This is a genomic window from Sphingomonas morindae, from assembly GCF_023822065.1.
GTDB classification, from domain to species: Bacteria; Pseudomonadota; Alphaproteobacteria; order Sphingomonadales; family Sphingomonadaceae; genus Solisphingomonas; species Solisphingomonas morindae.
The window spans coordinates 278825-303779 of record NZ_CP084931.1 but is presented as its reverse complement, the minus strand read 5'-3'; the positions used below and the strand labels follow the sequence as shown (position 1 = coordinate 303779).

Sequence of the window (24955 nt, the reverse complement as noted above, 5' to 3'; positions counted from 1 at the left end):
CTAGGGGAGGATCAACTTTCACAAGAGAAGCTCCGCGCCAGGAGACTGTAGGTAGCGTGCGTTTCGATCTCAATCCACTTACGCAAGAGGAATTGACGATGGGACACTTTACCAAGACCTGCGCCGCCATGATCGGCCTGCTTGCGCTCCAGACCGGCGCGACCGCCGCCACCATCTCGCCGGCCGGCCGGGCGGTCACAATGACCGGCACGCTGACCCAGGATGTCGCTGGGCAGTTCACCACCGTGTGCCGGGTCACGCTGTACGGCACCACCGATCGACTCGGCATCACCTTCGACCGCTACACCGGCACCAAGGTCAGCGGCGGCCCGCTGGACTGCAATTCCGGACTCGTGCTTCCGCTGCGTCTCCAGGCGGATTCTTCGAACCAAGTGACCATCATCAACATGACGGTCGACACCCGTCTCGGCCGTTGCGGCCCGAGCAATGTCGTGCTGCCCTGGAACAACGCCACCTCCACGGCGGGTCCCGGCACCGCCGTGCTCAAAGGCAATGGCGGTCAGTTTGCGGGCAAGGATTGCCATGCGAGCGGCAGCCTGACCGTCTCGCCCGCGATCCAAATCAAATAAGCATCGCCTGACCGGCATCAACTGGGCGGCGCGGTCACTTGGGCCGCGCCGCCCCTTCTTCTGGCCAAAACGGCGCACGGCATTTCACGAAAGCCGGAAAAGCGCTCGGCCCTGTCATCGAACCGCGCGAAAGGACGAGAGCGATGAAATACAGCAAAGAGATGTACGCCGGCTGCATCGGCCTCTTTTTCCTTCCCGCAGCCACACTCGCCGCGACGGTGACACCGGCCAGCGTCGCGGTGACAGTGTCCGGCACGCTGACCAAGGATCTGGACGGCCAGTTCACCACCAAGTGTCGGGTCTGGATGATCGGCGTCACGCATAGACACGGCATCAGCTTCACGCATCGTCACAGCGTCAACATCAATGGCGGTCCGCTGGCATGCGACGCCGATATGGCTATTCCGCTACGGCTACAGGCGGATACGCCGAAAAAGGCGACGCTCAAGAATGTGACGATCGACACGCATCGCGGCCGGTGCGGTCCGGGCGATGCCGTGCTGCCGTGGAACAACGCCACCTCCACGCTGGGGCCGGGCACCGCCACGCTCAAAATCGATGACAAGTTTTCACAAGGCAAAGCCTGCCACCTGAGCGGCAGCCTGACCATCTCGCCGGCGATCCGGATCCGGTAGCGATCGGCGGCCGAGCCGATCCGGGCGGCGCGCGTGCCTTGGCCGCGCCGTCCCTTCTTCGTGCATCAGGTCGGGATCGGTCGCCGGCCGGTCGCCAGGGGGATGGCGTTCGACATGCAGGGCCTGCTCTGTGCGCTCGTGATGGTCGCGGACTCCGGCCAAGCCGCCCAGGCCCTGGCCCCGGCGTCCGATCGCGCACCGGCGGCGCCGACCGCGCCCGACGCCGGGGCCGCACCCGACGCGATCGTGGTGACCGCGCGTCGCGGCGCCGCCGCCCTCCCACCCGAATCCGAACTCGGCGGCAGGGCCATCGAGACGCTGCACGCCTATGATATTGGCGAGGTGCTCCGCCGCACGGCGCAGCTGCGCGCGCTGGGCGAGGATCCGCTGGTCATCGTCAATGGCCGGCGCGTCGCCGATCCCGGGATCTTTTCCAATTTCCCGCCCGATGCGCTCGAGCGGGTGGAGGTGCTGCCGCGCGCGGCGGGGGCGCGCTATGGCGGCGATCCGAGGCGTCGGGTCGTCAACATCGTGCTGCAACCCCGCTATGCGAGCCGCGACGGCGAAGCCGAGGCCAAGGCGCCCAGCGCCGGCGGGGCGAGCGATCTCGGCCTCGACATCCGGCAAGGCAGCATCGCCGGCATCGATGTCACCCAATTCGGGGTGCAGGCGTCGCGCGCCTCGGCGCTGCGCGCAGCGGCGCGGCCGGTCTATCGCCGCGCGCATCCCGGCACCGACGCGGTGACGCTGCGGCCCTCCTCGCGCACGCTGGGCGGCAATCTGGCGCTGACCCGGGCGCTCGGCCGCTGGTCGTCGAGCCTCCATCTCGTCACCCAGCTCCAATGGAGCGGCGCGACCCTGCTGAGCGGCGACCGGCGGGTGCAGAGCCGCACGGCCACGCAGAGCCTGTCGGTCACGGCGGGGCTGACTGGGGACTGGGCGGGTTGGTCGATCCAAAGCACGCTGAGCGGCGAAGCCGGCGGGAGCCGTCTTTCGGATTTGGGCAGCACGCGATCGACGCGGCAATCGCTCACCGCCGCGCTCTCGGCCAATCGCACGCTGTTCACGCTTCCCGCCGGCGCCGCGAGCGTCAGCCTTTCCGCCCAGACGTCGCTTTCGCGCAGCCGCACCCGCATCGATGCCGGCGCGGCCGAGCGGCCGCTCACGGCGCGCGATGCGGAGCAGAGCGGCACCGTCTCGCTTCCGATCTGGCGCACCCCCCCCACCGGGCGACGCCCCGGCCTCGCCCGCCTGTTCGGCACCCTGACCGCGAGCCTCGGCGGCACGCTGCGGCAGAGCGATGCGGGCCGGGGCCAGGGGCTCAACGCGGGCCTGAGCTGGGCGCCGCTCGACCGGCTGAGCTGGACCGCCGATTGGGCCCGCGCGACGGACAGCGTGCCCGTGACCGAGCGTTTCGCCCCGGTCTATCGGGGCACGCCGATCACCGTGCTCGATCTGACGACCGGCCAATCGGCGCTGGTGGTCCCGATCCTGGGCGGTACGCCGGGCTTGCGCGCGCCGCGGTTCGAGCGCCGCGCCCTGTCGCTTTCGGCCGGGCCGTTCGGTCGGTCCGCGGCGCTTGCCGGGATCAGCCTGCAACAGTCCGAAGAGATCGACAGCATCGGCCCGCTCCCGGCCGTCACGGCGGAGCTGGAACGCGCCTTCGCCGATCGCTTCCAGCGCGATGCCGCCGGACGCCTGGTCGCGCTCGATCAGCGGCCGATCAATCTCGCCTTGGTGTCGGCCGACAGCCTGGGCACGAACCTGAGCCTGGGCGTCCCGATCGGCAAGGCGATGCCGGACGGATCACGCGGCACGCTGCGCCTGACCGTGAACAATAGCCTCCAGCTGCGGAGCCTGATGACGGTGCATCCCGGCCTGCCGCAGATGGATCGGCTGGCGGGGGATGGCGGCGGCGCGGCGCGGCACCAGCTCGAGCTGAACCTGGACGGGCAGCTCGGCCGATGGGGGCTCAACATGGCGGCGCATTGGCGCGGCGGCTATCGGGTGCGGCGCGAAAATGGCCGGAACAGCCCCGGCGATCTCCGCATCGCCGCGCTCGGCACGGTCGATCTGCGCCTGAACTACCGGCTGGAGCGCGCGCTTCGGCGCAAGGGCGAGGGCGGCAGCGCACGGCGGGCGGGGAACCTCCTGTTCGATCTGGAAATCGCCAACCTCTTCGATGCGCGCCCCGCCGCCCGGCTGGAAGACGGCGCGCCCGCCCCCGGCTATGGCCATGACGATCAAGATCCCCTCGGGCGAACGATCCGGCTGTCGGTGAAAGGCCGCTTCTAGGCAAATCGACGGTGGGCGAAGCGGGCCGCCCCCGTTTCGACGCGGCGGACGAGGGACGCCCCGTCAAAGGGCGTGGGCCTCTGAGGCCGCGTTCCCGGTGGAGCAGCGGCGATGACCCATGCAATGGCCGCGCCTCTCGAGATCCGACGGTCGGCGCGCCATTTCTCGAAGAAGATCCCGGCGAGGCGCGCTTGCGGGTGTTTACGCATCTCGCCGAAAATCAGTGTCGCGCGCTGCCTTGGCCATGCCGAAGCGCTGGCGGGGATTGGCATGCCTCAGGCGCCAAACGCCGCGCGATGCGTTTGCTCGATCTGGTCCCGGTCGGCCTCGCTCGCCAGCGCGGCGCGCGCGCGCTCGACGGCATCGAGCGCCTCGCGCGCGATGACGTGCCGTGCCGCCGGGGCGTGTCGCGCCAGCGCGCCCAGCGTCTTCTGCAGGCGAACGCCGACTTCGACGATCGCCGCGCCGTCTCGCGCGATGGGTCGGCACCGCGCGCACCCGAACACTGCTATCGCAGCAATGGCTGCCCCGAGCAACCGCCGACCCGCTCGATGTCAGGGTGACGATCAAGCGTGCTGCGATGACGGGCGCGCGATGCGATCGATGGCCAAGCCCGATCTGCCGCGCCATGACGCCCGTGCTTGCGGAACGGAACGGCGAGGGGGAAGGGTGAGCTGGTCTCGCCATGCTGAACCAAAAGGCTTCCAACAGGTGCTGAGCGCTGTGGTCGGGGGGCCGCGCATCATCACCGGCTCCCGAAGCGCAACGACGTTGGGCCGCCCTCATAGTGCAGAACCCGCTGCTGATCCCTGCCGGAGCCGTCGATGAGCGTCACGGCAAAGCCTTGTCGGGCCCGGAGGCCGGGATAATGGCCCTGCCTTGCCGATACGGTCAGGACTCTCGTCGCATCCTCCCAGGCGAGCGCGATCCGCGAGGCCTCGCCGCGACGATAACCGTCGCCGTCTCCCGCATCGTCGTAGAGCGTGAAGGCACCGTCATGCCCCGCATAGATGCGGATGGCGAGCGTGGCGGGCCATGGGCCCGATCGGTCGACGCCTTCGCTGAACGGAAGGATGGCGCCGGCGCGCGCGAACACCGGATGCCGCGCAAGCGTCGCATCGGCTTGGATCGTCTTCCCGCCGGGGAAGCGTTTGCCGGAATGGAGATCATACCAGTCGCGCCCGGCGGGCAGCACGACGGGCACGGTGGGAGAGGCGGGCGGTTGCTGACGCGCGCGGATGGACGGCGTGATCCACTCGAACCAGAGGCTGACCGCATCGGGCGTCTCCTGCCGCTGCTCGAGCCTGAAATCATAGGCGCGGCCGCGTTCCAGGACGAGATCGACAGTGAAGAAGGCGTCGCCCTCATGTCCGCGGAAGGAGACGGCGCCGTTCGCGTCATCGGCCCGCGACGCGGCCGAGCGCCCGTCGATGACCGTCTTGCCGTCAAGGACGAGCCGCAGCGCGCCCTTGCCGATCAGGCTGATCCGGGTCGGTCCGCTCTCCTGCGCGACGATGCGGCCGGTCCACCGCAGCGAATAGGCTTTGCCTGTGAGTGCCTGCGGCAGATCGCCCGCCCAGCTCATTTTGATATCGTCCGTCAGCCGGCGCGAAACGAAGCGGTCGAAATTGGCTCCCTCGAAATACTCGATCGTGGCGGCGGGCGCCACGATCCCCTGCACTGCATAATTTGGGAGGAATTCCTGCATGTTTGCGCTGGGATGCTGCATCGGCCGGTCGACGATGCGGACGAGCAGGTCACGGCCGAAGAAGAAGGTCGCGGGCTGCTCGCACACCGCTGGCTGGTCGGAATAGTCCATCGCCGGCGATCGCATCAGCGTGTCGCCGTCGCGCGCGACGCCGCCCGCGAGCGCGGCGCGCTCCGGATGGCTTTACGGGTTGGACCGGGCGTTCACACGTGCGGAGCGGGGAGAGTTGTTGGTGGAGGTCCGAAATCGGCGCCAGCTGCTGGCACTCGGCCGAACCGCACCAAAGACAAAGGGACCCCGGCTCGATCCGGCCCGACTGCCCGACGCGGCGGGGCAGCAATCCACTCGCCGCCATGGCTTTGGGTTGGGACGATCGCATCTACGAGCATCGTGGCGGGCAGTGGGTTGTCTACAGCGAAACCGAGGGCAAGGTGCCCGGCTGGCCCAAGTGGTTGCCTCGTCCGGCAGAGGGCCGGGTCATGCCCTTGGATCAGGGGCGCCGGCGTACGACCGGATCACCGACGACGGTTACAGCAACCTCATCCGCTGGACTATTTTAGCTGCAACTCGCGCTGGCAAGTAGCTTGACGCACTAAGTCGATGAACTTGGACGGCTTGTGTCCACAGAATTGAGAGCTCAACTGCGAGGATGGACATCTGCATGCGAGTCCGGTTTAGAAAAGCGCTTTGGCGGCACGCAACGGCCACTTCTGGGTCCTTGCGGCTTCGGTAGCGGCGCAAACGACCGTCCGATTCTCGTCCTAAAACCCTCGAAGCAGCCAGTCCGGAATCGAACGTTGCCTTGGCAAACCGCTGGTTGAGCTGCGCCAAATAGGAGGGGAGGAAGGCGTTGGCTCGGTCGATGGTGTCGATGCAATCGAGCCGCATCGCCTTGACGAGCCGGTCCTGCAGCGTGGCATTGGCGCGCTCCACGCGGCCCTTAGCCTGAGGCGAGTTTGGAGAGATCAGGTCGATGTTCAGCCGGTCCAGCGCGCGTCCGAGATGGGTCATGCCATCGCCATTCGCCGAGGCCATGTTGTTTCGGGAAGAGCTGTGCTTGTCGGTGTAGAAGGCGACCGGCTTATCGGGCCGTTCAAGTTATGCGCGCGTCGCTCGCAAGGGGAGAAGGGCGCCCTCGATCGGCGAGTCTGATAGAACATGTCATGTAAGCGCATAATATGACGCGATAAGTTTTGTTTTATCTGCGTAGACTCTTGATACTATGGTGAAGCGAGACGGAGGCTGAGATGGCTAGTGACAATAGGACCTATGTGGCTGTTATATTTGCTTTATCCATCATATCGGCGGTTGTCGCGACAAACAAATATATCGCAATCTCCCTTTCATCTAAGTCTAGCGCTTTCCTGTTATTTTTTGGATTGATAATTGCACTCTGCATGGTTATCCTCATGCTTAGAGATAGTAGTGTCTCCAATAACAGCAAGTAAGGGAAGGAGGATGATTGAAGATCTTGCTAGCTGTGAAATTGACGCTGTTGCAGGCGGAGCGTTGGAAGGGGCCGCTGCATCGGCAGGCTTGCTAGCCGCTGGTATGCTGCCGCTGCGGCAGTGCCGACGCCTGCCTCTCCCGCATCAGCAACAGCGGCGACCATTATAGGCGTTATCGGAATTGGATCTCGATATTTTGAAACTGTTTACGCTGGGAACGGAGATTGCTCATAGGATCCACGCTTTGGTCGGATGAACAATACTCGACCCCACTAATTTGACGATGCCTGCTTAGGTAAGGAAGCTGCCTAAGCAGGTTAGGGCCCGAATGATGCAAAAGGTATGGGTTCCGCATCGCGTCGGGAACGGCGAAAACTTGGGCGCTTCCGTGATGCACATCTCCGATGCACAATGGGCGCATGATCTACGGCTATGCGCGCGTCTTCTCCAACGGGCAGGACCTTACCCAGCAGGTCGCCCAGCTCCTCACTGCCGGATGCGTGAAGGTCTACCAGGAGGTGCGTCGATGCCGGCGACGTGCTGATGGTGACGGCCACCGACCGCCTTGCCCGCAACACGCGTGATCTGTTGAGCATTCTCCATGTGGTGAAGGAGGCGGGGGCAGACTTCCGCTGGATCGCGGAGCCCATGGTGGACACCACCTCGCAGTTTGCCGAAGTCGTCATCGCCGTGCTGGGGATCGCAGCGAACTGGCAGCGCCTGCGGATCGTGGAGCGTACCGCAGTTGGCCGTGACCAAGCCAAGGCCGGTGGGGTGAAGTGCGGCCGGCGAGCCGTCCTCACCCCTCATCAGCAGGCCGAGGCACTACAGCGGAGGTGACCGGTTCCGCGCGAAAGCGAGGCCAGCTTAAGCGTCCGGAGTTGCGACGGCAGCAGCCCGTCCGCTTTACAAGTCTGCCGCCTGGCTCCGCGGATCGTGCCTCCGTTTGCTCTCGCAGGAATTGCGCAACAGCAAGGCTCTTCGGCTTGCTGGGCCGGGGTATGGCTCCCGCTGTCCAGCAGTTTGCGAGTCTCTCGGCCCTCGTGATAAGTAGGGGTGGCAATCAAGGTCGTCCGGCACAAGATGATCCGGCGGGTCTGATAAGACGCGTTATGTTAAACTAGAGACTTGAGCGAGGCTGTCGCAGCTGCGCCATAGCGCGCCAGCAATTCATGGCCGAGAAGTTGAACAGCAGCGACGCCGCCATGACCCGTCCCATCGCCTGGCTGGGGATGCCGGCAACTTCGGTCAGATAGAAGCCGAAGTATAAAACGCTTAGATTCCAAAGCAGACTTTGCAGAAATGGCCGAAGCCATAGACCAGATGCAGCCGGCCCTGCAGGTGCCGCAGCGCCATCACGCCAGCGGCTTGCCCTGGTTGAGATGCGCAATCGGATCATAGTAACGGCGCGCGAGGGGGATGGAGGCGGCGCCGATCGCGGCGGCGCTGGCGTTGATCTCCGCCGCCAGAATCTGGGGCTGCGGCAGCCCCAGCCCGCGGCGCGGCGGCGGGAACATGGCGGCCATGCCCGCCCCGGCCTGGTGCGCCAGAGCCTCGGCCAGCGCGCGCGGCAGACGGCCGCCAAGCACCAGCGCCTCGACATCCATGGTGGCATGCACGACCTGGGCGAGACGCGCGAACTGATCGCCGGACTGTGCGACCCAGGCGTCGACGCCCGGCCAGGCCATGTCGAACCGCTCGATCATGTCGAGCACATTGGCCGTCTCGATCCCTTGGGCCGCCAGCACCTCGCGCAGCGTTTCCAGATTGGGCGGCGCATCGAGGATCGCGGCAAACTCGCCGGCATTGCCATGCACCCCGCGCCACAGCCGGCCGTCAAGGATGATGCCCCCGCCAAAGCCTGCCGCGACGTTGACATAGGCGAAGCTGTTGAAGCGGCGCCCCAAGCCCAGCAGCTGCTCGCCCACGGCGGAGGCGTTGGCGATGTTTTCGACCGTGACGGGAATGCCGAACGCCGCCTCGAACGGCGCTTGCAGATCGATCAGCGCCCAGGCATCAAGCTGGCTGGAGGGGTTGAGCCGCGTTCCCGCCCCCACGAAGAAGCCCGCAACGGCGAGGCTGATCGCCTGCACGCGGTGCAGATCCACGCCCTCGCGATCGGCCGCATCGTGCAGGAACGCGCGGAGCTGTTCCGCCGCAGTGTCGGGCGTCATGCGACTGTTCGGGAAGCGCCGGCTGCACACAGGGCGACCGGCCAGATCGACCACAACCATTTCCATCAGATCGGTCATCACCGAGAGCCCGGCGGCATAGGAGGCAGCGGGGTTGAGCGCCACCGTGTGGCTCGGTTGACCCCGGCCCTCGGCCCTGGGTTCGCCCAGCAGGATCAGCGCGCATCCGCCTGCCGAGCATCATAGGCCTGCCGTGCGGCTTCGAGATCGTCGAGATGCTCGATCGACCAGTCATAGACGGCCCCAAAGGGAACCTGGAGCGTCTTCCCCAGCGGCGTGATCGAATATTCGACAGCGACCGGCGAGGTCGCGAGGACCTGGCGGGCGATTAGCCCATTGCGCTCAAGTCGTCGCAGCGCCTGCGTCAGGGCCTTATGCGTGACGCCTTCCAGTCGACGCCGCATCTCGTTGAAGCGGGCGGGCCTGTCGCTGAGCAGGGTAAGGATCATGACCGCCCATTTGTTGGCGACCTGATCGAAGAAGGACCGCGCGGCGCAATCGGCGAAGAAGACGGGGTCGACGTCGGTGGGCACGATATCCTCCAGCCTACCTACGCGCTTGCAGGTGCGTAATTGAGCGTAGCGATCCATCGTATATCTGAAGCGCTGGATCTGGAAAGCGGGTTGGCCGTGCGCGTCGCGGCGCTCCCGCCCAACGAGGACAGACGATGACAAGGATCAACGACGTGTCGCGGCGCGGCCTTTTGGGCCTTGTGAGCGGGGCCGCCGCCATGGCGTCGCTGCCGCGCGGAGCGGCCGCAGCGGCGCCCTCGCCCACCGAGCTTTTCGTGACCGAAGCGGGCAAGGGGCGCAAGCTGATGCTGCTTCACGGCTGGACCGCCGACGGGGAGGACTGGATCTGGCAGCTTCCGGCGCTGGAGGCGCGCTATCGCACTGTCACTGTCGATTTGCGCGGCCATGGCCGGTCTGCGGTTCCGCCGTCCGGACATTATCGTCCTGCGGACTATGTCGCGGATATCGAGGCGCTGATCGAAGGTCGCTTCCGGGGCGCGCGGTTCATCCTGATCGGCCATTCCATGGGCGGGCAGATCGCGGCGCGGCTTGCGGCCCGACGACCCGATCTCGTCGACGCGGTCGTGTCCGTCGATGGCGCGCTGGGGTTCGCGGCGGAAACGGCGCCGCTGTTCGGCAAAGTCTCGCGCGACCTGCAAAGCGGCGGTCCGGCGCTCGTGGCGCCGGCCCTGTTCGAGACCGTCTATGACAAGGCGACCCCGGCGGCGCTGCGGCGCTGGCACGCGCGCCGTGTTCAAGGCATGCCGGCCCATGTCGTGCGCGAGTCCTTCGGCCCCTTGTTCCTTGGCCCCGATCAGGTCGGAACGGGTGCGCAGAGCGAGCGCTTTCTGCGCGGCCTCAAGACGCCCTTCTACCATCTTTGCCGCGATCCGGCCCAAGCCAGACGCATGCAGCCCTGGTTCTCCCATCCCGCTTCCAAGGTCGATGCCTGGGATCATGCCGGACACTGGATCATGCAGGACCGTCCGGAGGAGGTGAATGCCGCGATCCTGGCCTGGATCGAGCGGGTCTGATCGGCCCGTCCGGAGAACGCCATCCGCCGGGCCCATCGGTCGAAGTTCCCTCGGGATGAACGGGCGTCCGCCGAGAGGATGACCGCCCAGGGAGGTTGCGCCCCTCGCCCGGTCCATCCGGATGGGTGAGACCGGCCGCCGCTGCGCGCCCGGACCAGGATCATGACCAGCGTCGCATGGACACGAGGACGAGGGCGCCCGGCTTCTCCGCCGGTCGCGCAGCCAAGGCTCGACCGGCTGCGCGGCATGGCGGCTTCCCTCTGGAGCGATCGGTGGCCGATCAGGCGATCAGGACGGGATCGAGCGTGATCGCGAGGCGATCGGCGAGGCCCGCGATCATCGATGCATAGTGCTGGAAGTGCGCGCTGGCGCGGTGCGCCGCGACCGCGTCGGCGTCGCGGTACAGCTCATCGAGCACGAAGCGCGCGTCATCGGCCTGATCCTGCCATAGATCATAGCGCAAATTGCCCTGCTCGGCCCGGCTGGGCGCGATCATGCCGTCGAGCAGGGCGCGCAGCGCGGCCGCCTGGCCAGGTTTAGCGGTAAGAATCGCGACGATCTTCACATTAGTAGACATGGTCCTGCTCCTTCTCTGCGATGTCGGGACGGAGCGCGGTCGCAGCGCTCCGCCGGTCCTGCGGGTGCTCACGCCTGGGCGAGTGCGCGATCGAGCGCATCGATCAGCGCCTTGGCGAGCGCGTGATCGGAGGCCGGGTTCTGCCCGGTGATCAGTTCGCGATCGACCACGACGTGGGAGGCGAAGTCGGTCGTGCTGACCAAGACCGTCCCGCCCGCGATGCGCAGCGCCTTTGGCATGTCGAACGGAAGCTCGCCCTTCAGCAATTGTTCCTCGGCGATCTTCTCCTCGCTCGCGGAGAATACCGTCATCCGGTAACCGGCGTAGATCCAGTCGCGGGCCAGAGTTTTCGCCTTGGCATCCTCGCCCTCGATCAGCGCCGCCCTGAACGCGGGCGCATCGGCGAGCGCGGCGGCGGTGACGACCGGACCGTGACAGAGCAAGGCGGTCGGCTTCGCGGCGGCATGGAAATGGCGCAGGATGGCGCCCGCGTCGGGGTCCTGCATCAGATCGACCGCCGGCGCGTGGCCGCCGGGAACGAAGACGCCGGCAAAGCCGTCAAGGCCGGCGTCGATGACCGAGCGCAGCGTGCGGACCGCGTTCATCGCCGGATCTTCCGCGAAAAACGCCTTCGCCCGATCATAAGCGGCCTGATCGCCGCCGAAATGGCCCACCGTGTCGGACACCGCGTCGATATGGGGCTTGGTCCCGTCGGGGGTGGCGAGCACCAGCTCATAGCCGGCATCGATCAGCGCCAGCGCGGGCACCGTCGTTTCGTTGAGATATTGGCCGATCGTGGCGGTCCCGCCGCCGCGCAGCTCGATCTGCGTCGCGTTCGAACCGAGAATGAGGATCTTCGCCTTGGTCATCCGAGCCTCCGTGTCGCGGCACCGCTGCCGGTGAGGGAGAGATGGACCCTGCTGGCATATTCGAGAAGTTTATCTTGTTGATGTCAGATATACGCTCGGCATTATGTCTGGATGCGCTATGATCTCAACCTGCTGCCGATCTTCATCGCGCTGATGGAGGAGCGCAGTGTCACGCGGGCGGCCGAGCGCGTCGGCAAAACCCAGCCCGCGCTCTCCAACGCCTTGTCGCGGCTGCGGCTGATGTTGCAGGATCCGCTCTTCATCCGCGAACGCTACGGCATCCAGCCGACGCCGATCGCGCTTGAGCTTGCGCCCGCCATCGCCGAGGCGCTGGCGCAGCTCGACGATGCGGTGCTCGGCCAGCAGGGCTTCGATCCGGCGCAGGCCGAGCGCCTCTTCACCATCGCGCCCAACGGCTATGTGGAGTTCGTGCTGGTCCCGGCCGTGGTCGCGCGCCTCCAGCAGGTCGCGCCCGGCATCAAGCTGCGGCTGACGCCCTATGGCAATGACCTAGTCGAGACGGGCGTGGTGTCCGGCACGACCGCGCTGGTGCTTGGCCGCATCGTCGATCCGCCCGATAATCTCGTCGTCCAGCATCTGATGGAGGAGGGCCTCGCCTGCGCCGTGCGCGCGGACCATCCTGAGATCGGTGACGCGATGACGCGCGAGCAGTTCGAAGCGCTCAAGCATGTCAACATCGTGCCGCCCGGCCGGATGCGCGCCGGGCTCTTCCAGGCGCTTGCGCAGCGGCAACTCAGGCGCGAGGTCGCGATCTCGGTCACCAACTTCTTCGCGGTCGCCGAGATGGTGGCGGTGACCGACTATTGCGCGACCCTGCCCGCGCTCATCTGCCGGCGGCTGATGCAGGACAAGCGCCTGAAGATCCTGCCGGCGCCGGTGGATCTCGGCCGCTTCCCGGTCGAGATGGCGTGGCACGTGCGATATCGCCACGATCCCGCCCATCGCTGGCTGCGGGGTCTCATCCAGGACGTCGCCGCGCAGCTGGGGGATCGGTCGCCGCTCCCCGCATCCTGACCCGGACTACCGCGCCGCGTCATCGGCGACACCCGGTGCCATAAAGCCGAGCAATGCGCCCCAATGATAGAAGCGGTCGCTGTTCGGGACGGTGTCGCTGTCGGCCGACACGGCGCTGTAATTCTCATGCACATGCCCCTTCGCGCGCCATTCCTCCATGAACAGCGCCAGCGATCGCGCGCCGAGCGTATGCCGGGTGGATCGCGCCAACGGGGTGTCGTAGCGCGCAAGCCCCTGCCAGAGCAGGTAGTTCATCGGCCCCCAGATGCGGCCACGCCAATAGTCCTGATCCTTGAACGCAGGGTCACTGCGCGCGATCGCCGGCACGACGCGATCGCCCCAGAACTCGGCCGGATTGAGCAGATGGTCCCGGATCATCTGATCGGCGGCTTTGGGCGATGGAGCGCGGGCAAGCAGCGGGTAGAAGTTGGTCGGCGACAGACGCTCGCTCAGCCGCCCGGTCCGCAGGTCCTTGTTGCGATAGATGTGCGACACCGGGTCCCACAAGGTCGCAAGGCCGCGGCGGACGCGCGCGGCGCGCGCGCGCAGCTCGACCACGTCCTGCCGCCGACCCAGTTCCACGGCGATCTCGGCGAGCGCGTCGCAATCGACGATGTAGAGGCTCATCAGGCCGACATCGGCGAGCTGCATCAAGCGACCGTCGAAGCCCGCGCCGTCATACATCGGGCTGTTGTCGAGACCCGATTCATATTTCGCGCCCTGCAGGGTTCCGGGGCTGAGATCGTCCGGGTTGATCGGCGCGCTGTCCGCGTCGCTCCCCCACACGAGATAGTCGCCGATGCGGCGGTGCGCCGGCCACCACCGGTTCCACCTGAGAAGCCGGTCATAGCTATCCGCCAGCAGCCAGCGGTCGTGAAAGCGGCGATACAGGCCCAGGATCGTGACCGCGCCGACCGGCGGCTCAGACCGGTCCCAGCTCTTCCACCCGCCCGCCCGCGCGAAGTTCGGGACGAAGCCGGCCGAAGTGGACTCGTTCAAAACCTCCAGCGCGTTGGCATAGGCGAGGTCGCGACTGCCGAGCGAGGCCATCGTCGCCGCGAAGAACGTGTCCCAATCGAACACGACATAGCCGCCCCAATTCTGGTTCCAGATGCGGCTGACCGGAGACAGCACGCGCGCGCCGACCGGATCATAGATCGTGTCCCAGCCGAGCACCGTCTCGATGGCGCCCCGCACCGCCCCGGCCGTTCCGGCTCGCGCGGCACGGGCGGCGAAGCCTGCCCGCGCGCGCGCGATGATGGCAGTGATCTCCGCGATGGTCCGGGCCTGGCCGGTGCTGATCCCGGCGGGCTGATCGAGGCGGAACGCGAAATAGGGGTTGGTGACCGGCACCTGGCTGTCGGCAAGCACGGGCGCCGCAGCATGGATGGTAACCACCTCGCCCGGCAGGCGCGCGACAATGTCCGCGCCTTCCAGCGCGACGCTCCCCGGCCGGTTCCAGACCATACCGGCCGAAAGGATGGCGACGGGCGGCTGGCTGGTCGCCTCCTCTTCGGATCGAAAGCTCGTGTTGATCCGCTGAGATGCGGCGCCCAGCGAGGCTGGCGCCGGCTTGGGCTTGGACAGGGGCGTGACCAGCATCACGAGATCATTGCCGGCATGCGCTGTTTCGAGCCGCAGCGCGACCCCGCGCCACGTCAGCCGGAATTCCGTATAGGCGCCGTCATAGCTATGCGGCCCCGGATAGACCGTCTCGTCGCCCGCGGCTTTCCGACCGATCAGCACCGTGGGCAGGAAGGCATTGGTATTCTCCGCGCTTTCCTTCTTGACGCCCAAGCGGATTTCCAGACCGTAGGGCAGCAGCACCTGGCCCGCGATGGTGTTCGTGTCCCAGCTGTTCCAGCCCCGCTGCAATCGGCCCTGGACGGCGGCATAGTCGGGAGAGCGGGCGGGCGCCGCGGCCGCGGCGCCCGCGAGCGAAGCGGCCATGACGATGGCGCTTGCCGCGCGCAGGGCTTTTGCGGAACGATCGATCATGATGAGCGGGTATAGCAGCGCGTGCTTCCGCCACAATTCCGTTGCCGCCCTTGCTCGATCACTGCGCGCCAACTCGGAATGCCGATACCGAAGCGCGCGCGGACGGCGGCGCCCGAGCCGGTCGGCAAAGCGCCAAGGAATGCAGCGCTGATGGCCGGGTTCGGCGGCTCGCCTCACCGTGCCTCAGCCGTGGATATGCTCCCAGACCTTGGAAATCACGACCGAGCCTTCGCCGACCGCCGAGGCGACGCGCTTGACCGAGCCAAAGCGCACGTCTCCCACCGCGAAAATGCCGGGTCGAGAGGTGGCGTATGGCGAATTGCCTCCCGCCGCCTCGCCGGTCAGGATGAACCCCTTGCTGTCACACTGCACGACCCCGGCCAGCCACTCCGTATTCGGCTCCGCGCCGACCATGATGAACAGGGCGCACGCATCGATCGTCCGCGTCGAACCGTCGTCCGCGTTCTGGATCGTGACGGCCTCGAGCCGATCCGTGCCGTGCAGCGCAACCACCTTGGCGCCATAGTCGACCGAAATCGCGGGATCGGCCGCGAGCCTGCTGGAGAGGTAGCTGGACATCGATGCCGCGAGCGACGAGCCCCGAACGAGCAGGCGGGTATGCGCCGCCGTGCGGCACAGGAACATCGCGGCCTGACCCGCCGAATTGCCGCCGCCGATGACGATCGCCTCGCCCTGCCGACAATAGCGGGCCTCCAGCTCGGTCGCCGCATAATAGACGCCCGCGCCCTCGAATTCGGCGAGGCGATCGATCGGCAGCCGCCGATATTGAACGCCGGTCGCGATGACCACCGCGCGGGCGAGCACGCGCTGCCCATTGTCGAGGCTGGCGCAGAAGCTGCCGTCGGGCTGAGGCTCGAGCGCGGCCACCCGCCGCGGCATGATGAAGCGCGACCCGAATTTCATCGCTTGAACCTCGCCGCGCCAGACGAGGTCCGCGCCCGAGATGCCGGTCGGAAAGCCCATATAATTCTCGATCCGGCTCGACGTGCCCGCTTGGCCGCCGATGGCGGTGTCCTCGACCACCAGAGCGCTCAGACCCTCCGCGCCGGCATAGACCGCCGCCGCGACCCCCGCCGGCCCGCCCCCGACGATGAGAACGTCGAACCTTTGTCGCTCGTCGATGTCGTGGACGACGCCGAGCAGCCGCGCCACCGTCTCGAGCGTCGGCTCCGCCACGACCTGCCCGCGGCCATAGACAACCGCAGGACGATCGGGCGGAACAGCGCAGCTGTCCGCGACCCGCAGCGCCTCGGCACTGCCAAGCGCGTAGGACGAGTAGGGAAGCCGGTTGCGACCGGCGAACTGGGCGATGCGCGCGATGCTCCGGTCGGCTTCCTCGCCGATCAAGACGAGCGTTCCGTCCTGGTGATCAAGCTGACGCCGGCGGCGGGCGGCAAGCACGGTGATGATGATGTCCGACATTTCCGGGATATCGGCCATGAGCCGAAGCAGGTCCGCGCGCGGGACGACGAGCGCGGTCGTGTCGCGGGCCGCGCGCATCGGCATCGACCAATTGCCGCCGTACAGCAGGCCGATCTCGCCCATGAACTGGGTCGGGCCGAGCGTCGAAGGCACGCGGCGCTCCCCGGAATAGGGATCGACCACCTCGATCTCGCCATCCTCTACATACACAAACCGGTCCGCGGGCTTGCCGGCTTCGGCCACCATCTCGCCGGCGGCAAAGCGGACCGTCTCGCCTACCGCGCGCAACGCCGCCACATGCGCGGGAGCGAGCGGGACACGCTGCATCTCGGCGAGATCGCGACCAATCGTCTCCACCTCTACCTCCGGATCATCCACCCCTTTGCGGGTGCCCACATACCGAACGATCGCAAGGAGATCGTCAAGCTCGGCATGGCGTTCCAGATGCGGCGCGCGCGGCCCAGCTCCGGACGATCCCCGCTCTTTTTCGGCTTTGCTACCGGCTCCACCGTCCTTTTGAGCGGGTCGCGTGTCGTGGAGATTCGAGGCAGCTAGCGCCCCGTCAGCAGCGCGTCGAGCCGGTCGGCCCTGTCCGGGATGCGCTCCAGATGCGGGTAGCGTGCGCCGCCTCGATAGGCGAGGCGGACGGTGCGGCTTCGGGTGCCATCATCGACGACGAGATCGAGCGGCGTGGTGACGGTGTTCGCCACGGCGTGTTCGAGCGCGGCGGCGCTGTAAGGCAGCCCGTCCACCCGCGTAATCCGTCCCCCCGGCGCCAGCCCGGCCAGGAATGCCGGGCCTTCCCAGGAGACCGCACGCACGCGCCCGCCCTCATCCACCTTGAGCCCGACCGAGAAGCTATAGTCGCGTGCGCCGTCGTCCGTTTCGTTCTGGCGGAAGGTGTCGGTCGCCTCGGGCGTGAAAACCAGGCGCCAGCCCGCACGGGCCAGCCCGGCCATGGCATCTTGCGTCTCGTGGCTGTCGAGATGCCGCGCGAGGAAGCCGTGCCAATCGGCCGGGGCCACCCTCGCCAGCGCCGCGCAGACCGCCTCCAAATCATAGGCGCGGGCGGGCGCGCCGGGCGCGTCGACATGGAAGAAGTCGGCCGCGAAGGCGTCGAGCCCGCGCGCGCCGCGCGTCAGTTCGCGCAGGCGCGCGTCCACATCCAGCCAAAGCAGCACGCCCTCGGCGTAATAATCCTCCCGCCGTGTCCAATCCCGCCAGTCGACATGGTGCCCGGCCATGTAGACGGGATCGTTGACGCTGTCGGCGAGGCTCTTCCAGGCCCGGCCCTTGCGGGTCGCCACCAGCGCGGCATCGAGCGCGAGCCTGTCCAGCGTCTGCTGCCGGTCGCGCAGGCCCGCACGGGCGGCGAGGACCCGACCCCAGAATTCGGTCTGCCCCTCATAGACCCACAAGAGGCTGTCGCTGACGGGCGTGTTATAGTCGGGCGCGAGCAGGTCGGCGGGGATGCGATACCGTCCGTTCCAGGCGTGCACATATTCATGCGCGATCAGATCGACGCTGTTGAGCTGCTTGCCGGGCTCGCGCAGATAGTTTGCCGGCAGGTCGTTCTCGCCCTCCTCGCGATGTTCGACGCCGCCCGTGCCGAGCCGGTCGGTGAGCGACACCAGCATGTCGTAGCGGGTGAAGGGCGGCGCGCCGAAGATCTTGCCCGCCTGCACGATCAGCGCGCGGAGCGGGCCGGCGGCGGCATCGGCGGGGGCGAGGTCGGCGGGATCGTCGGCGAGCAGCGCGACCGTTATCGGCTGCGCGGCGCCCGGCGTGAGCGGGATGATGCGGGACACTTTGGCGCCCCATACCGGCGCGTCGACCAGGCGCTCGAGGGCAACGGGCGCGAAGCGGATCGCACCCGCATCCTCGCCCGCCCGACGGAGCGCGCCATAGGCGTGCATGCCCTTGGGCAAGGTCAGCCGCGCCGCGACCTGGATCCGCGCGACATCGCTTCCTGCCGGATAGAGCAGCAGCCTCTGCCATTGCACATTGACCTGCGCCTCCCGCAGCGTGTCGGCATCGGACAGGATCTGGAAGTCCAGCGTCACCGAGGTCGCGCCCGGCGGTATGGCGAGGTGGAAGGCATGGACCTTGCGGGGATCGCGCCGCCACGCGATCCGGCGGCCATCGGCGGTCGCGACCAGACCGGCCAGCGCCTGGATCGGCACGGTGGGGGCGTGGCTGGCCGCCTCCCATTGCGGATAGAGAAGGGTCAGCGGCCCGGGCGTCGCGGGGATCGTCTCATGGACGGTGAAGATGGCATGGTCGGTATCGGTGGCGTCCACCGCCAGGCTGATCGGCGGGCCCGATGCGCTGCCCGTCTGCGCGTCGACCTTCCCAGCGGCGCCGAGCGCCAGCGCGCTGGATGCGATCGCCGTGAGCAACATTTTGCACGTCATCAGCATCTGTCCGTCCATCAGTGATCGCGCCAGGCGGATGCCGCTGCGCGCAAGGTCTCGGCCTAGATCGTCCAGGCGCGCGGGCCGCGTCGGGCGCTCTCAGCTCGGGGCGGCAGCCTCGCACCGGCGGCCACCCAGATCCCGATGCTCATCCCCCGCTCGCCGCCCCTGCCCAGGCGCAATCAGATGCCGTTCAAAACGTGCCGTAAATCCCCTGCGCTCACCCGTCTAGCGAGACGTAGCGGGAGCGCGAGCGGGCATTGTTCAGCCAAGCAGCCTGCGCGTTCAACGGGAGATCGCGTACATCTGGCCGGCCATTGCCGGGTCGGCCACCGCGCGCGCCAGGAAGTCGGCGAGGTCGCTCCGGGAGATCGTCGTGATATCAGGCAGCGTGCCTCCGGCGCCGACGCGGTAATGCTGGGTGAGCGGTCCGTCGATAAGACGCGCGGCGCGCACGATGGTCCAGTCGAGCCCCGAGCGCGCGACGAACGCCTCCATCGCCCGCATGTCGGCATATTTGTGCCGCAGCAACGGCTTGACGAGCGCGCGGTACCAGGCGGGCGCCGCAGGCTTGTCCAGCACGCCTATCGAGGACACGAGCACCAGCCGGGCCACGCCCGCCGCCCTCATACCGGTGACGATCGCGCGTGCGGAGTCGCGGTAGAAGGTCATCGGCCGCAGCGAGGCCCAGAAACCGGTCACCCCAAGCACGGACAGCACCGCCTCCTGCCCTTCCAGTGCCGCCTGGAACGAAGCCGGCTCCAGCGCATCGCAGCTCACCGCCCTTAGTCGGTCATACGAGAGGCCGAACGCTCGGGCGTCGCGGACCAAGGCGGTCGCCTTGTGGCCGCGCGCCAGAAGCTGCACGATCAGGTCCCGCCCGGTGCGTCCGCCGCCGCCGAACACCAGCAGCTTCATCGGGCGGTGCCCTGCGCGAGCGTCTCGGGCGGCGGGCTGAAGATAGTGATCGGGCATCCGTCGGGCTCGCCGAAGCTCATCGGCTCGAGAGGGTGAGGCGCGGCATGGACGCCGGCGACAGCGGCGACATCGTCCGTGACGACATGTGTGTAGGCGAACCGCATCTTCACCCTCCAGCAGGCGCTCCGCATCATAACGGTACGATACTGTGCCGTGCTGTATCAGCCGCACTTTCAAGCCGCAAGGCTTCGGACGGAGGGGACGATGCCCTGTCCCGATGCTAGAGAGCTATTGCGCAGGAGAGGGAAAGGCGGCGGCGAAGGCATGGCGGAAAAAGTCTCCCCCACTTTGGACAAGCGGGTCGCGCGATCGCGCGCGACCGTCCTCATGGAAACCTACCGCCAGTTGTCGGAGGGGGGGATTGGCGGGGTCAGCATCGATGCGGTCTCGAAGCGATCAGGCGTGTCCAAGACGACGATCTACCGCCACTGGCCGTCCCGCTCGGCGCTCCTGCTGGAGGCCTGCGCGAGCTTCGGAGCGCCGGCGCGGGTGCCGGGAACGGGTAGCCTTCGCGGTGATCTCCATGCCTTGCTGACAAGCCTGGCCGGCGCGCTGGACGGGACGCCCTGGAGCAAGGCCTATCCGTCGATTTTGGACGCGGCCGAGCGCGATCCGGAAATCGCCACTGTCCAGAAGCAGCTGCACGCGGCCTTCATGGCACCGTTCGAGGCCGTTCTGCAGCGGGCCTGTGCAGCGGGCGAAGCTTCGCTTCAGGGGCGCGCCACAAGCGAGCTCGTCGCACGCCTCGTGGGCCCGCTCTTCTTCCGGCGCTGGTTTTCGCGCGAGGCCATAGATGGCCGGTTCGTGGACGCGATCATAGACGCCGCCCTCAAGTAAGAAGGCAGGCTTGCAAGTCTGCCTTCTTATCGGTACGGCGGACGCATGGCGAAACCGAACGAGCCTCCCGGCGCCGAACTCGGCGCGCTGGTGGACGACCTGCTGCAATCGACGGGCATGCTGCTCCGGCGGCTCCGGTCGGAAGCGGCGGCGGAGGAGCTGAGCCTGTCCCAGGCGGCGGTGCTGGGGCGCCTCGCACGCCAGGGGGATGCGACGACGGCCGATCTGGCGCGCGCGGAAGGCGTGAAGCCGCAGTCGATGGGCGCCACTCTGGCCGGTCTCGAACAGCAGGGGCTGGTCGCACGGCGACCGCACCCGACCGACGGGCGTCAATTCCTGTTCCGGCTCACGCCCGCCGGCCAGGCCGCGCGCGACCGGCGACGCTTGTTGAAGCATAAATGGCTGACCGAGGCGCTGGGCGGCGTCACCCCCGCCGAGCGCGCGGCGTTGGGCAGCGCGCTTGCCATTCTTCGCCGCCTGAGCGCGTCCTGAGCGCCGTGGCGCGTTCCGACACTTTGCCGGCCCGGTTTCCGCTTCCGGCCAATCTCCGCGCGCTGGCGCATCGCAACTACCGGCTCTGGTTCGCCGGCGCGCTGGTCTCCAATATCGGCACCTGGATGCAGCGCACCGCGCAGGACTGGCTGGTGCTCACCATCCTGACCCACTACGACGCCCGCGCGGTCGGCGCCGTCATGGCCTTCCAGTACATTCCGCAGTTTCTGCTTCTGCCCTGGACGGGGCATGCCGCGGATCACCTCGATCGCCGACGCCTTCTGCTCCTCACCCAGGCCGTCATGGGCGTCCTGGCGCTGGGCCTTGGCGGGTTGACCATCTCGGGCATGGTGAGGCTGTGGCAGGTCGATGCGTTCGCCCTGCTGTTCGGCGTGGCGGCGGCGTTCGACGCACCGGTGCGGCAGACCTTCGTCGGCGACCTTGTCGGCGACGCGGACCTTGCCAACGCCGTGGCGCTCAACTCCACCTCGTTCAACGCCGCCCGGATGCTGGGTCCTGCGGCGGCGGGTCTGTGCATCGGCGCAATCGGCACCGGCTGGGCGTTCATCGTCAACGGCGTGTCTTTCCTCGCCGTGCTGGTGTCGCTGACCCGGCTCCGGTCGGATCAGCTGCACGGCCATGAGCGCCGCCCCCGCGCGACGGGCGCCATGCTCGCGGGCTTCGGCTATGTCGCCCGCCGGCGGGATCTGCGGACGATCACGGTCATGCTGTTCCTCATCGGCACGTTCGGCCTCAACACGTCGATCTTCATCTCGACCATGGCGGTCGGCGTCTTCCACGCCGACGCGACGCGCTTCGGCCTGCTCAGCTCGGCCATGGCCATCGGCACCTTCGCCGGCGCGTTCATCGCCACCGGCCGCGACCGGCCCCGTTTTGCGACGTTGACCGGCGGAGCCGCGCTCTTCGGCGCGGCGTGCGCCGCCGCCGCGCTCTCCCCGAGCTACTGGCTCTTCGCCTGTGCGCTGGCGCTGGTCGGCCTCGCGGCCCTGACCGTCACCAACTGCTCGAACACGCTGATGCAGCTTTCGAGCGCCCCCGAGATGCGCGGGCGGGTGATGGCGATCCGCCTCGCCATCGCGCTCGGCGGCACCCCGCTCGGCGCACCGCTGGTCGGCTGGGTCGCGCACGACGCCGGACCACGCTGGTCGATGGGCGTCGCGGCGGCGGCGGGCCTGGTCGCGGCGGCGATCGGCTGGCGATATCAGAACTGGACGGCAACGGAGACGGACTCATGACCCACGCGCGCCTGCACGTTCGCACCGACGACGGCGACTGCCCGTGCCAGCTCTTCGCCCCGGCAATCGGCGAGGGGCCCTGGCCGGCCGTGATCGTCTATATGGATGCGGGTGGCATCCGGCCTGCCATCGAGCAGATGAGCCGGCGTCTGGCCGATGCCGGCTATGTGGTGCTGCTGCCCGACCTGTTCTACCGCTACGGCCCCTATGGCCCGTTCGTGCCGAAGCAGGTGTTCGCGGGCGACTTCCGGGCGGTGCTCGGCCCATTGGTGGCGACGACGGACAACCTCAAGGCGGCCGAGGATAGCGGCGCGCTGCTGGCGATGCTCGACGCGCGCGGCGACGTGGTCGGGCGACGGGTCGGCGCCCTGGGCTTCTGCATGGGCGGGGGCATGGCGATCGCCGCGGCGGGCCGGTGGCCCGACCGCTTCGCGGCCGTCGCGAGCTTCCATGGCGGCCGGCTCGCGACCGACGCGCCGACCAGCCCGCACCTGTTCGCGCCCATGCTCGAGGCCGAACTCTATGTCGCGGCGGCCGAGGACGATGCGTCCTACCCCCCGGACATGGCCGAGCGGTTCGAGGCGGCGCTCGACGCGGCCGGCGTGCGCTATCGTGCCGAGACCTACCCCGCGGCGCATGGCTGGATGAAGCCCGACTTCCCCGTCTATGATCACGCGCAGGCCGAACGCGGGTGGCGCGCGATGCTGGACCTGTTCGGACGCACGCTGAAGGGATCCGCCGACGCGGCCAGCTAGGCGCATGGGACCCGTAGGCGGACGGTCGGGCCATCGGTGCGGCTCCCCCGCTTCTGCTTTCGTCCGTCGCGTAACTCTCATCGCCTTCGAGCTGTCCCGCCAGCGCGTATTCGGCTGCGTCGATGCCCGGCGGATCCTCTATAATGGCATCAAGAATTGTGCCTCGCGCCCGGCAGGAGCCGCTTCGGTTTGATAGGCTTTGCGGGGCGCACGCTCGAGCCGCTGCTGCGCGACAAGAGGCGAGGCGTGCCGCGCGTCGAAGATCGCCCTGTGCTGGACGGCCTTTCTGAACGCCGCGCTCCGGCGCGCCGGCCGCGAAAGAACAACCGCTTCCCCCAGGCAAGAGGACAGGCCCATGCGCATGACCCCCATCAATCCCCGCGACGGCATTTACCCGGCCACCGACGATTATGTGCACGCGATGGAAGTCATCGGCGCAGCCCGCTTTCTGTTCGTCAGCGGCACGATGGGGCTTGATGGCGAAGGGCACGCCCCCGAAGATCTGGACGCGCAGCTCGCGCTGATCTGGTCCAATATCCGCCGCATCCTCGCCGAAGCGGGCATGACGACGGGCCATATCGTGCGGCTGACAAGCTATCTGCGTGATGCCGCCTATGCCGAGGCGAACCAGAAGGCGCGCATCGAGGCCTTGGGCGACCGTCGTATCCCGACGACCGCGATCGTGGTCGAGACGCTGGTGCCGGAATGGCTGGTCGAGATCGAGGTCATCGCGGCCGCGTGAGCCGCTCGCACCTGCGCCTCGCCCTTCCGTGGGGCGCCGGTCGCGGAGGCACGGCCGCCGGAATGCAACGCCCGCGCCGCGGATCACCGCGTGAACCGCATCAGCCATGCCCGCGTCGCGGTTAGCCGACGCCCGCATGGGCCGCTGTTTGACAGGCCCGTCAGCCGCTGCCCTCGTCGAGCCGCCTCTCGTCGTGCAGCGCCGCATGGGCGACGACCCGCTCGATAAAGGCCCGCAAGCGGCTGAGATGGCGGAGGTCGCGATGGTAGCCCATCCAGATCTCGCGCCCCGGCGGCGGCGTGGGCGGGTCCAGACGGCGCAAGCCGGCCAGCTGGTCGCCGACCGGCCGTGGCAGCACCGCGATCCCGAGGCCCTGTGCGCAGAGCCGCGCCTGCACGTTGCGATTGTTCGATCGCACCGCGACGCGCGCGTTCGGAAAGCTCTCCGTCAGCCACGCAATGTCCGGGAACTGGCCCGTGGACGTGTCGTGGGTGATGAGCCGGAAGCCGCGGCCGTCGCCGAACACCGGCTCCGGCGCGTCGGCGGCGACATAGGCGCCGTAGCGCAGGCCCACCAGTCGTCGCTGCACAATGTCGGGCGTGTCGAACGGAACGATGCGGAAGGCGATGTCCGCTTCGCGCTGCGCGAGGCTGAACAAGCGCGTCCCCGTCAGCACCTCGATCTCCACCCTGGGATGGGCCTGTGCATAATCGGCGAGGACGGGAGGCAGCATATAGGCGCTGAACCAGTCGGCCGACGAAATCCGCAGCGTGCCGTGGAAATCCTGCGCCTGCCCGGCGAGGCGGCGCGCCATCGCCAGCGCGCTCTCCTCCATCTGCTCCGCCAGCGCGACGATCGACGCCCCTTCCTCGGTCGGGACCAGGCCCTCGGCGGTCCTCTGGAAGAGCGTCTGGCCGCTTGCCTGCTCGAGCGCCTTGAGCCGCCGGCCGACCGTGGGGTGACTGAGCTGCAGCGCGCGCGCCGCGCCGCCCAGCGTGCCTGCGCGCGCGACCGCCAGGAAGATCCGGACATCGCTCCAGTCCATCGCTCCGCCTTACAGATGTGAACCGCTGCCGGATAGACCGCCGGCGCGCCGGACCGACAGGCCCGGCGCGCAACCGCCTCGGCCGCGCGATCACAACTGA

General features: G+C 67.9%; 22 protein-coding genes and 2 pseudogenes. 12 read left to right on the top strand and 12 right to left on the bottom strand.

The annotated features are described in order from the left end of the window. Positions 1–56: 56 nt before the first annotated feature. The 4 genes from LHA26_RS18085 (at position 57) to LHA26_RS18070 (ending at position 4083) form a co-directional block, all read left to right on the top strand. Positions 57–590 (top strand): PraA/PraB family alkane oxidation protein activator, encoded by a 534-nt coding sequence (locus LHA26_RS18085; protein WP_252168479.1) that lies wholly within the window; start codon positions 57–59, stop codon positions 588–590. Between the two features lie 143 nt (positions 591–733). Further along, entirely contained in the window at positions 734–1225 is a 492-nt protein-coding gene (locus LHA26_RS18080; protein ID WP_252168478.1) for a PraA/PraB family alkane oxidation protein activator, read from the top strand. Positions 1226–1339: 114 nt separating this feature from the next. Next, a complete protein-coding gene (locus LHA26_RS18075; RefSeq protein WP_252168477.1) occupies positions 1340–3520 on the top strand; it encodes a TonB-dependent receptor plug domain-containing protein in 2181 nt (726 codons plus the stop codon). Positions 3521–3816: 296 nt separating this feature from the next. Further along, positions 3817–4083 (top strand): hypothetical protein, encoded by a 267-nt coding sequence (locus LHA26_RS18070; protein WP_252168476.1) that lies wholly within the window; start codon positions 3817–3819, stop codon positions 4081–4083. Positions 4084–4265: 182 nt separating this feature from the next. Here the strand turns inward: LHA26_RS18070 and LHA26_RS18065 are convergent, their stop codons facing one another. Together LHA26_RS18065 and LHA26_RS20265 are read right to left on the bottom strand one after the other, a co-directional pair. Further along, positions 4266–5354: a DUF5110 domain-containing protein gene (locus LHA26_RS18065; RefSeq protein WP_252168474.1), complete on the bottom strand. Its 1089-nt coding sequence runs from the start codon at positions 5352–5354 to the stop codon at positions 4266–4268. 672 nt (positions 5355–6026) lie between these two features. After that, a pseudogene (locus tag LHA26_RS20265) lies at positions 6027–6308 on the bottom strand (ISNCY family transposase); the annotation flags it as partial. A 787-nt stretch (positions 6309–7095) separates the two neighbouring features. On the opposite strand from LHA26_RS20265, the pseudogene LHA26_RS18055 reads away from it, so the two are divergent. Next, positions 7096–7510, top strand: a pseudogene (locus LHA26_RS18055) (recombinase family protein); the annotation flags it as partial. 521 nt (positions 7511–8031) lie between these two features. Here the strand turns inward: LHA26_RS18055 and LHA26_RS18050 are convergent. Together LHA26_RS18050 and LHA26_RS18045 are read right to left on the bottom strand one after the other, a co-directional pair. Beyond that, positions 8032–8973 (bottom strand): ROK family protein, encoded by a 942-nt coding sequence (locus LHA26_RS18050; RefSeq protein ID WP_252168473.1) that lies wholly within the window; start codon positions 8971–8973, stop codon positions 8032–8034. A 50-nt stretch (positions 8974–9023) separates the two neighbouring features. Further along, positions 9024–9458 (bottom strand): winged helix-turn-helix transcriptional regulator, encoded by a 435-nt coding sequence (locus LHA26_RS18045; RefSeq protein WP_252168472.1) that lies wholly within the window; start codon positions 9456–9458, stop codon positions 9024–9026. A gap of 77 nt (positions 9459–9535) precedes the next feature. On the opposite strand from LHA26_RS18045, the gene LHA26_RS18040 reads away from it, so the two are divergent. Continuing rightward, positions 9536–10414, top strand: a complete 879-nt coding sequence (locus LHA26_RS18040; protein ID WP_252168471.1) for an alpha/beta fold hydrolase — start codon at positions 9536–9538, stop codon at positions 10412–10414. Between the two features lie 280 nt (positions 10415–10694). On the opposite strand, the gene LHA26_RS18035 is transcribed toward LHA26_RS18040, so the two are convergent. Both LHA26_RS18035 and LHA26_RS18030 read right to left on the bottom strand, forming a co-directional pair. Continuing rightward, positions 10695–10991, bottom strand: a complete 297-nt coding sequence (locus tag LHA26_RS18035) for a putative quinol monooxygenase (RefSeq protein ID WP_252168470.1) — start codon at positions 10989–10991, stop codon at positions 10695–10697. A gap of 68 nt (positions 10992–11059) precedes the next feature. Next, positions 11060–11860 (bottom strand): type 1 glutamine amidotransferase domain-containing protein, encoded by an 801-nt coding sequence (locus LHA26_RS18030; RefSeq protein ID WP_252168469.1) that lies wholly within the window; start codon positions 11858–11860, stop codon positions 11060–11062. Positions 11861–11971: 111 nt separating this feature from the next. On the opposite strand from LHA26_RS18030, the gene LHA26_RS18025 reads away from it, so the two are divergent. Then, complete coding sequence (locus LHA26_RS18025; protein WP_252168468.1) at positions 11972–12895, top strand: LysR family transcriptional regulator; 924 nt, start codon at positions 11972–11974, stop codon at positions 12893–12895. 6 nt (positions 12896–12901) lie between these two features. Here the strand turns inward: LHA26_RS18025 and LHA26_RS18020 are convergent, their stop codons facing one another. From LHA26_RS18020 to LHA26_RS18000, 5 genes are all read right to left on the bottom strand, one after another. After that, the gene (locus LHA26_RS18020) at positions 12902–14845 is read right to left on the bottom strand and encodes an MGH1-like glycoside hydrolase domain-containing protein (RefSeq protein WP_252168467.1); all 1944 of its coding nucleotides are present in this window, start codon (positions 14843–14845) and stop codon (positions 12902–12904) included. A gap of 231 nt (positions 14846–15076) precedes the next feature. Then, on the bottom strand, positions 15077–16693 hold the full coding sequence (locus LHA26_RS18015; RefSeq protein ID WP_252168466.1) for an FAD-dependent oxidoreductase: 1617 nt from the start codon (positions 16691–16693) through the stop codon (positions 15077–15079). Positions 16694–16887: 194 nt separating this feature from the next. Next, positions 16888–18756: a M61 family metallopeptidase gene (locus tag LHA26_RS18010; RefSeq protein WP_252168465.1), complete on the bottom strand. Its 1869-nt coding sequence runs from the start codon at positions 18754–18756 to the stop codon at positions 16888–16890. A 279-nt stretch (positions 18757–19035) separates the two neighbouring features. Beyond that, positions 19036–19668: an NAD(P)-dependent oxidoreductase gene (locus tag LHA26_RS18005; RefSeq protein WP_252168464.1), complete on the bottom strand. Its 633-nt coding sequence runs from the start codon at positions 19666–19668 to the stop codon at positions 19036–19038. Then, the gene (locus tag LHA26_RS18000; RefSeq protein WP_252168463.1) at positions 19665–19832 is read right to left on the bottom strand and encodes a hypothetical protein; all 168 of its coding nucleotides are present in this window, start codon (positions 19830–19832) and stop codon (positions 19665–19667) included. Before LHA26_RS18000 ends, LHA26_RS18005 begins: the two co-directional genes overlap by 4 nt. Before the next feature lie 160 nt (positions 19833–19992). On the opposite strand from LHA26_RS18000, the gene LHA26_RS17995 reads away from it, so the two are divergent. From LHA26_RS17995 to LHA26_RS17975, 5 genes are all read left to right on the top strand, one after another. After that, positions 19993–20565: a TetR/AcrR family transcriptional regulator gene (locus LHA26_RS17995; RefSeq protein WP_252168462.1), complete on the top strand. Its 573-nt coding sequence runs from the start codon at positions 19993–19995 to the stop codon at positions 20563–20565. A 45-nt stretch (positions 20566–20610) separates the two neighbouring features. Then, positions 20611–21057, top strand: a complete 447-nt coding sequence (locus LHA26_RS17990) for a MarR family winged helix-turn-helix transcriptional regulator (RefSeq protein ID WP_252168460.1) — start codon at positions 20611–20613, stop codon at positions 21055–21057. Positions 21058–21062: 5 nt separating this feature from the next. Beyond that, complete coding sequence (locus LHA26_RS17985) at positions 21063–22313, top strand: MFS transporter (RefSeq protein ID WP_252168459.1); 1251 nt, start codon at positions 21063–21065, stop codon at positions 22311–22313. Beyond that, on the top strand, positions 22310–23068 hold the full coding sequence (locus tag LHA26_RS17980) for a dienelactone hydrolase family protein (RefSeq protein ID WP_252168458.1): 759 nt from the start codon (positions 22310–22312) through the stop codon (positions 23066–23068). The genes LHA26_RS17985 and LHA26_RS17980 overlap by 4 nt, the downstream gene beginning before the upstream one ends. A 355-nt stretch (positions 23069–23423) precedes the next feature. Next, positions 23424–23810 carry a RidA family protein gene (locus LHA26_RS17975; protein WP_252168456.1) on the top strand — a complete coding sequence of 129 codons (387 nt, stop codon included), beginning with the start codon at positions 23424–23426 and terminating at the stop codon, positions 23808–23810. Between the two features lie 160 nt (positions 23811–23970). Here the strand turns inward: LHA26_RS17975 and LHA26_RS17970 are convergent, their stop codons facing one another. Further along, a complete protein-coding gene (locus LHA26_RS17970; RefSeq protein WP_252168455.1) occupies positions 23971–24855 on the bottom strand; it encodes a LysR family transcriptional regulator in 885 nt (294 codons plus the stop codon). Positions 24856–24955: the final 100 nt, after the last annotated feature.

Excerpts from the sequence above, each read along its gene's own strand:
- LHA26_RS18080 (WP_252168478.1), top strand. The coding sequence starts at position 734 with ATGAAATACAGCAAAGAGATGTACGCCGGCTGCATCGGCCTCTTTTTC.
- LHA26_RS18075 (WP_252168477.1), top strand. The coding sequence starts at position 1,340 with ATGCAGGGCCTGCTCTGTGCGCTCGTGATGGTCGCGGACTCCGGCCAA.
- LHA26_RS18070 (WP_252168476.1), top strand. The coding sequence starts at position 3,817 with ATGCGTTTGCTCGATCTGGTCCCGGTCGGCCTCGCTCGCCAGCGCGGC.
- LHA26_RS18065 (WP_252168474.1), bottom strand. The coding sequence starts at position 5,354 with ATGCGATCGCCGGCGATGGACTATTCCGACCAGCCAGCGGTGTGCGAG.
- LHA26_RS18045 (WP_252168472.1), bottom strand. The coding sequence starts at position 9,458 with ATGGATCGCTACGCTCAATTACGCACCTGCAAGCGCGTAGGTAGGCTG.
- LHA26_RS18040 (WP_252168471.1), top strand. The coding sequence starts at position 9,536 with ATGACAAGGATCAACGACGTGTCGCGGCGCGGCCTTTTGGGCCTTGTG.
- LHA26_RS18035 (WP_252168470.1), bottom strand. The coding sequence starts at position 10,991 with ATGTCTACTAATGTGAAGATCGTCGCGATTCTTACCGCTAAACCTGGC.
- LHA26_RS18030 (WP_252168469.1), bottom strand. The coding sequence starts at position 11,860 with ATGACCAAGGCGAAGATCCTCATTCTCGGTTCGAACGCGACGCAGATC.
- LHA26_RS18025 (WP_252168468.1), top strand. The coding sequence starts at position 11,972 with ATGCGCTATGATCTCAACCTGCTGCCGATCTTCATCGCGCTGATGGAG.
- LHA26_RS18020 (WP_252168467.1), bottom strand. The coding sequence starts at position 14,845 with ATGGCCGCTTCGCTCGCGGGCGCCGCGGCCGCGGCGCCCGCCCGCTCT.
- LHA26_RS18010 (WP_252168465.1), bottom strand. The coding sequence starts at position 18,756 with ATGCTGATGACGTGCAAAATGTTGCTCACGGCGATCGCATCCAGCGCG.
- LHA26_RS18005 (WP_252168464.1), bottom strand. The coding sequence starts at position 19,668 with ATGAAGCTGCTGGTGTTCGGCGGCGGCGGACGCACCGGGCGGGACCTG.
- LHA26_RS18000 (WP_252168463.1), bottom strand. The coding sequence starts at position 19,832 with ATGCGGTTCGCCTACACACATGTCGTCACGGACGATGTCGCCGCTGTC.
- LHA26_RS17995 (WP_252168462.1), top strand. The coding sequence starts at position 19,993 with ATGGCGGAAAAAGTCTCCCCCACTTTGGACAAGCGGGTCGCGCGATCG.
- LHA26_RS17990 (WP_252168460.1), top strand. The coding sequence starts at position 20,611 with ATGGCGAAACCGAACGAGCCTCCCGGCGCCGAACTCGGCGCGCTGGTG.
- LHA26_RS17980 (WP_252168458.1), top strand. The coding sequence starts at position 22,310 with ATGACCCACGCGCGCCTGCACGTTCGCACCGACGACGGCGACTGCCCG.
- LHA26_RS17975 (WP_252168456.1), top strand. The coding sequence starts at position 23,424 with ATGCGCATGACCCCCATCAATCCCCGCGACGGCATTTACCCGGCCACC.
- LHA26_RS17970 (WP_252168455.1), bottom strand. The coding sequence starts at position 24,855 with ATGGACTGGAGCGATGTCCGGATCTTCCTGGCGGTCGCGCGCGCAGGC.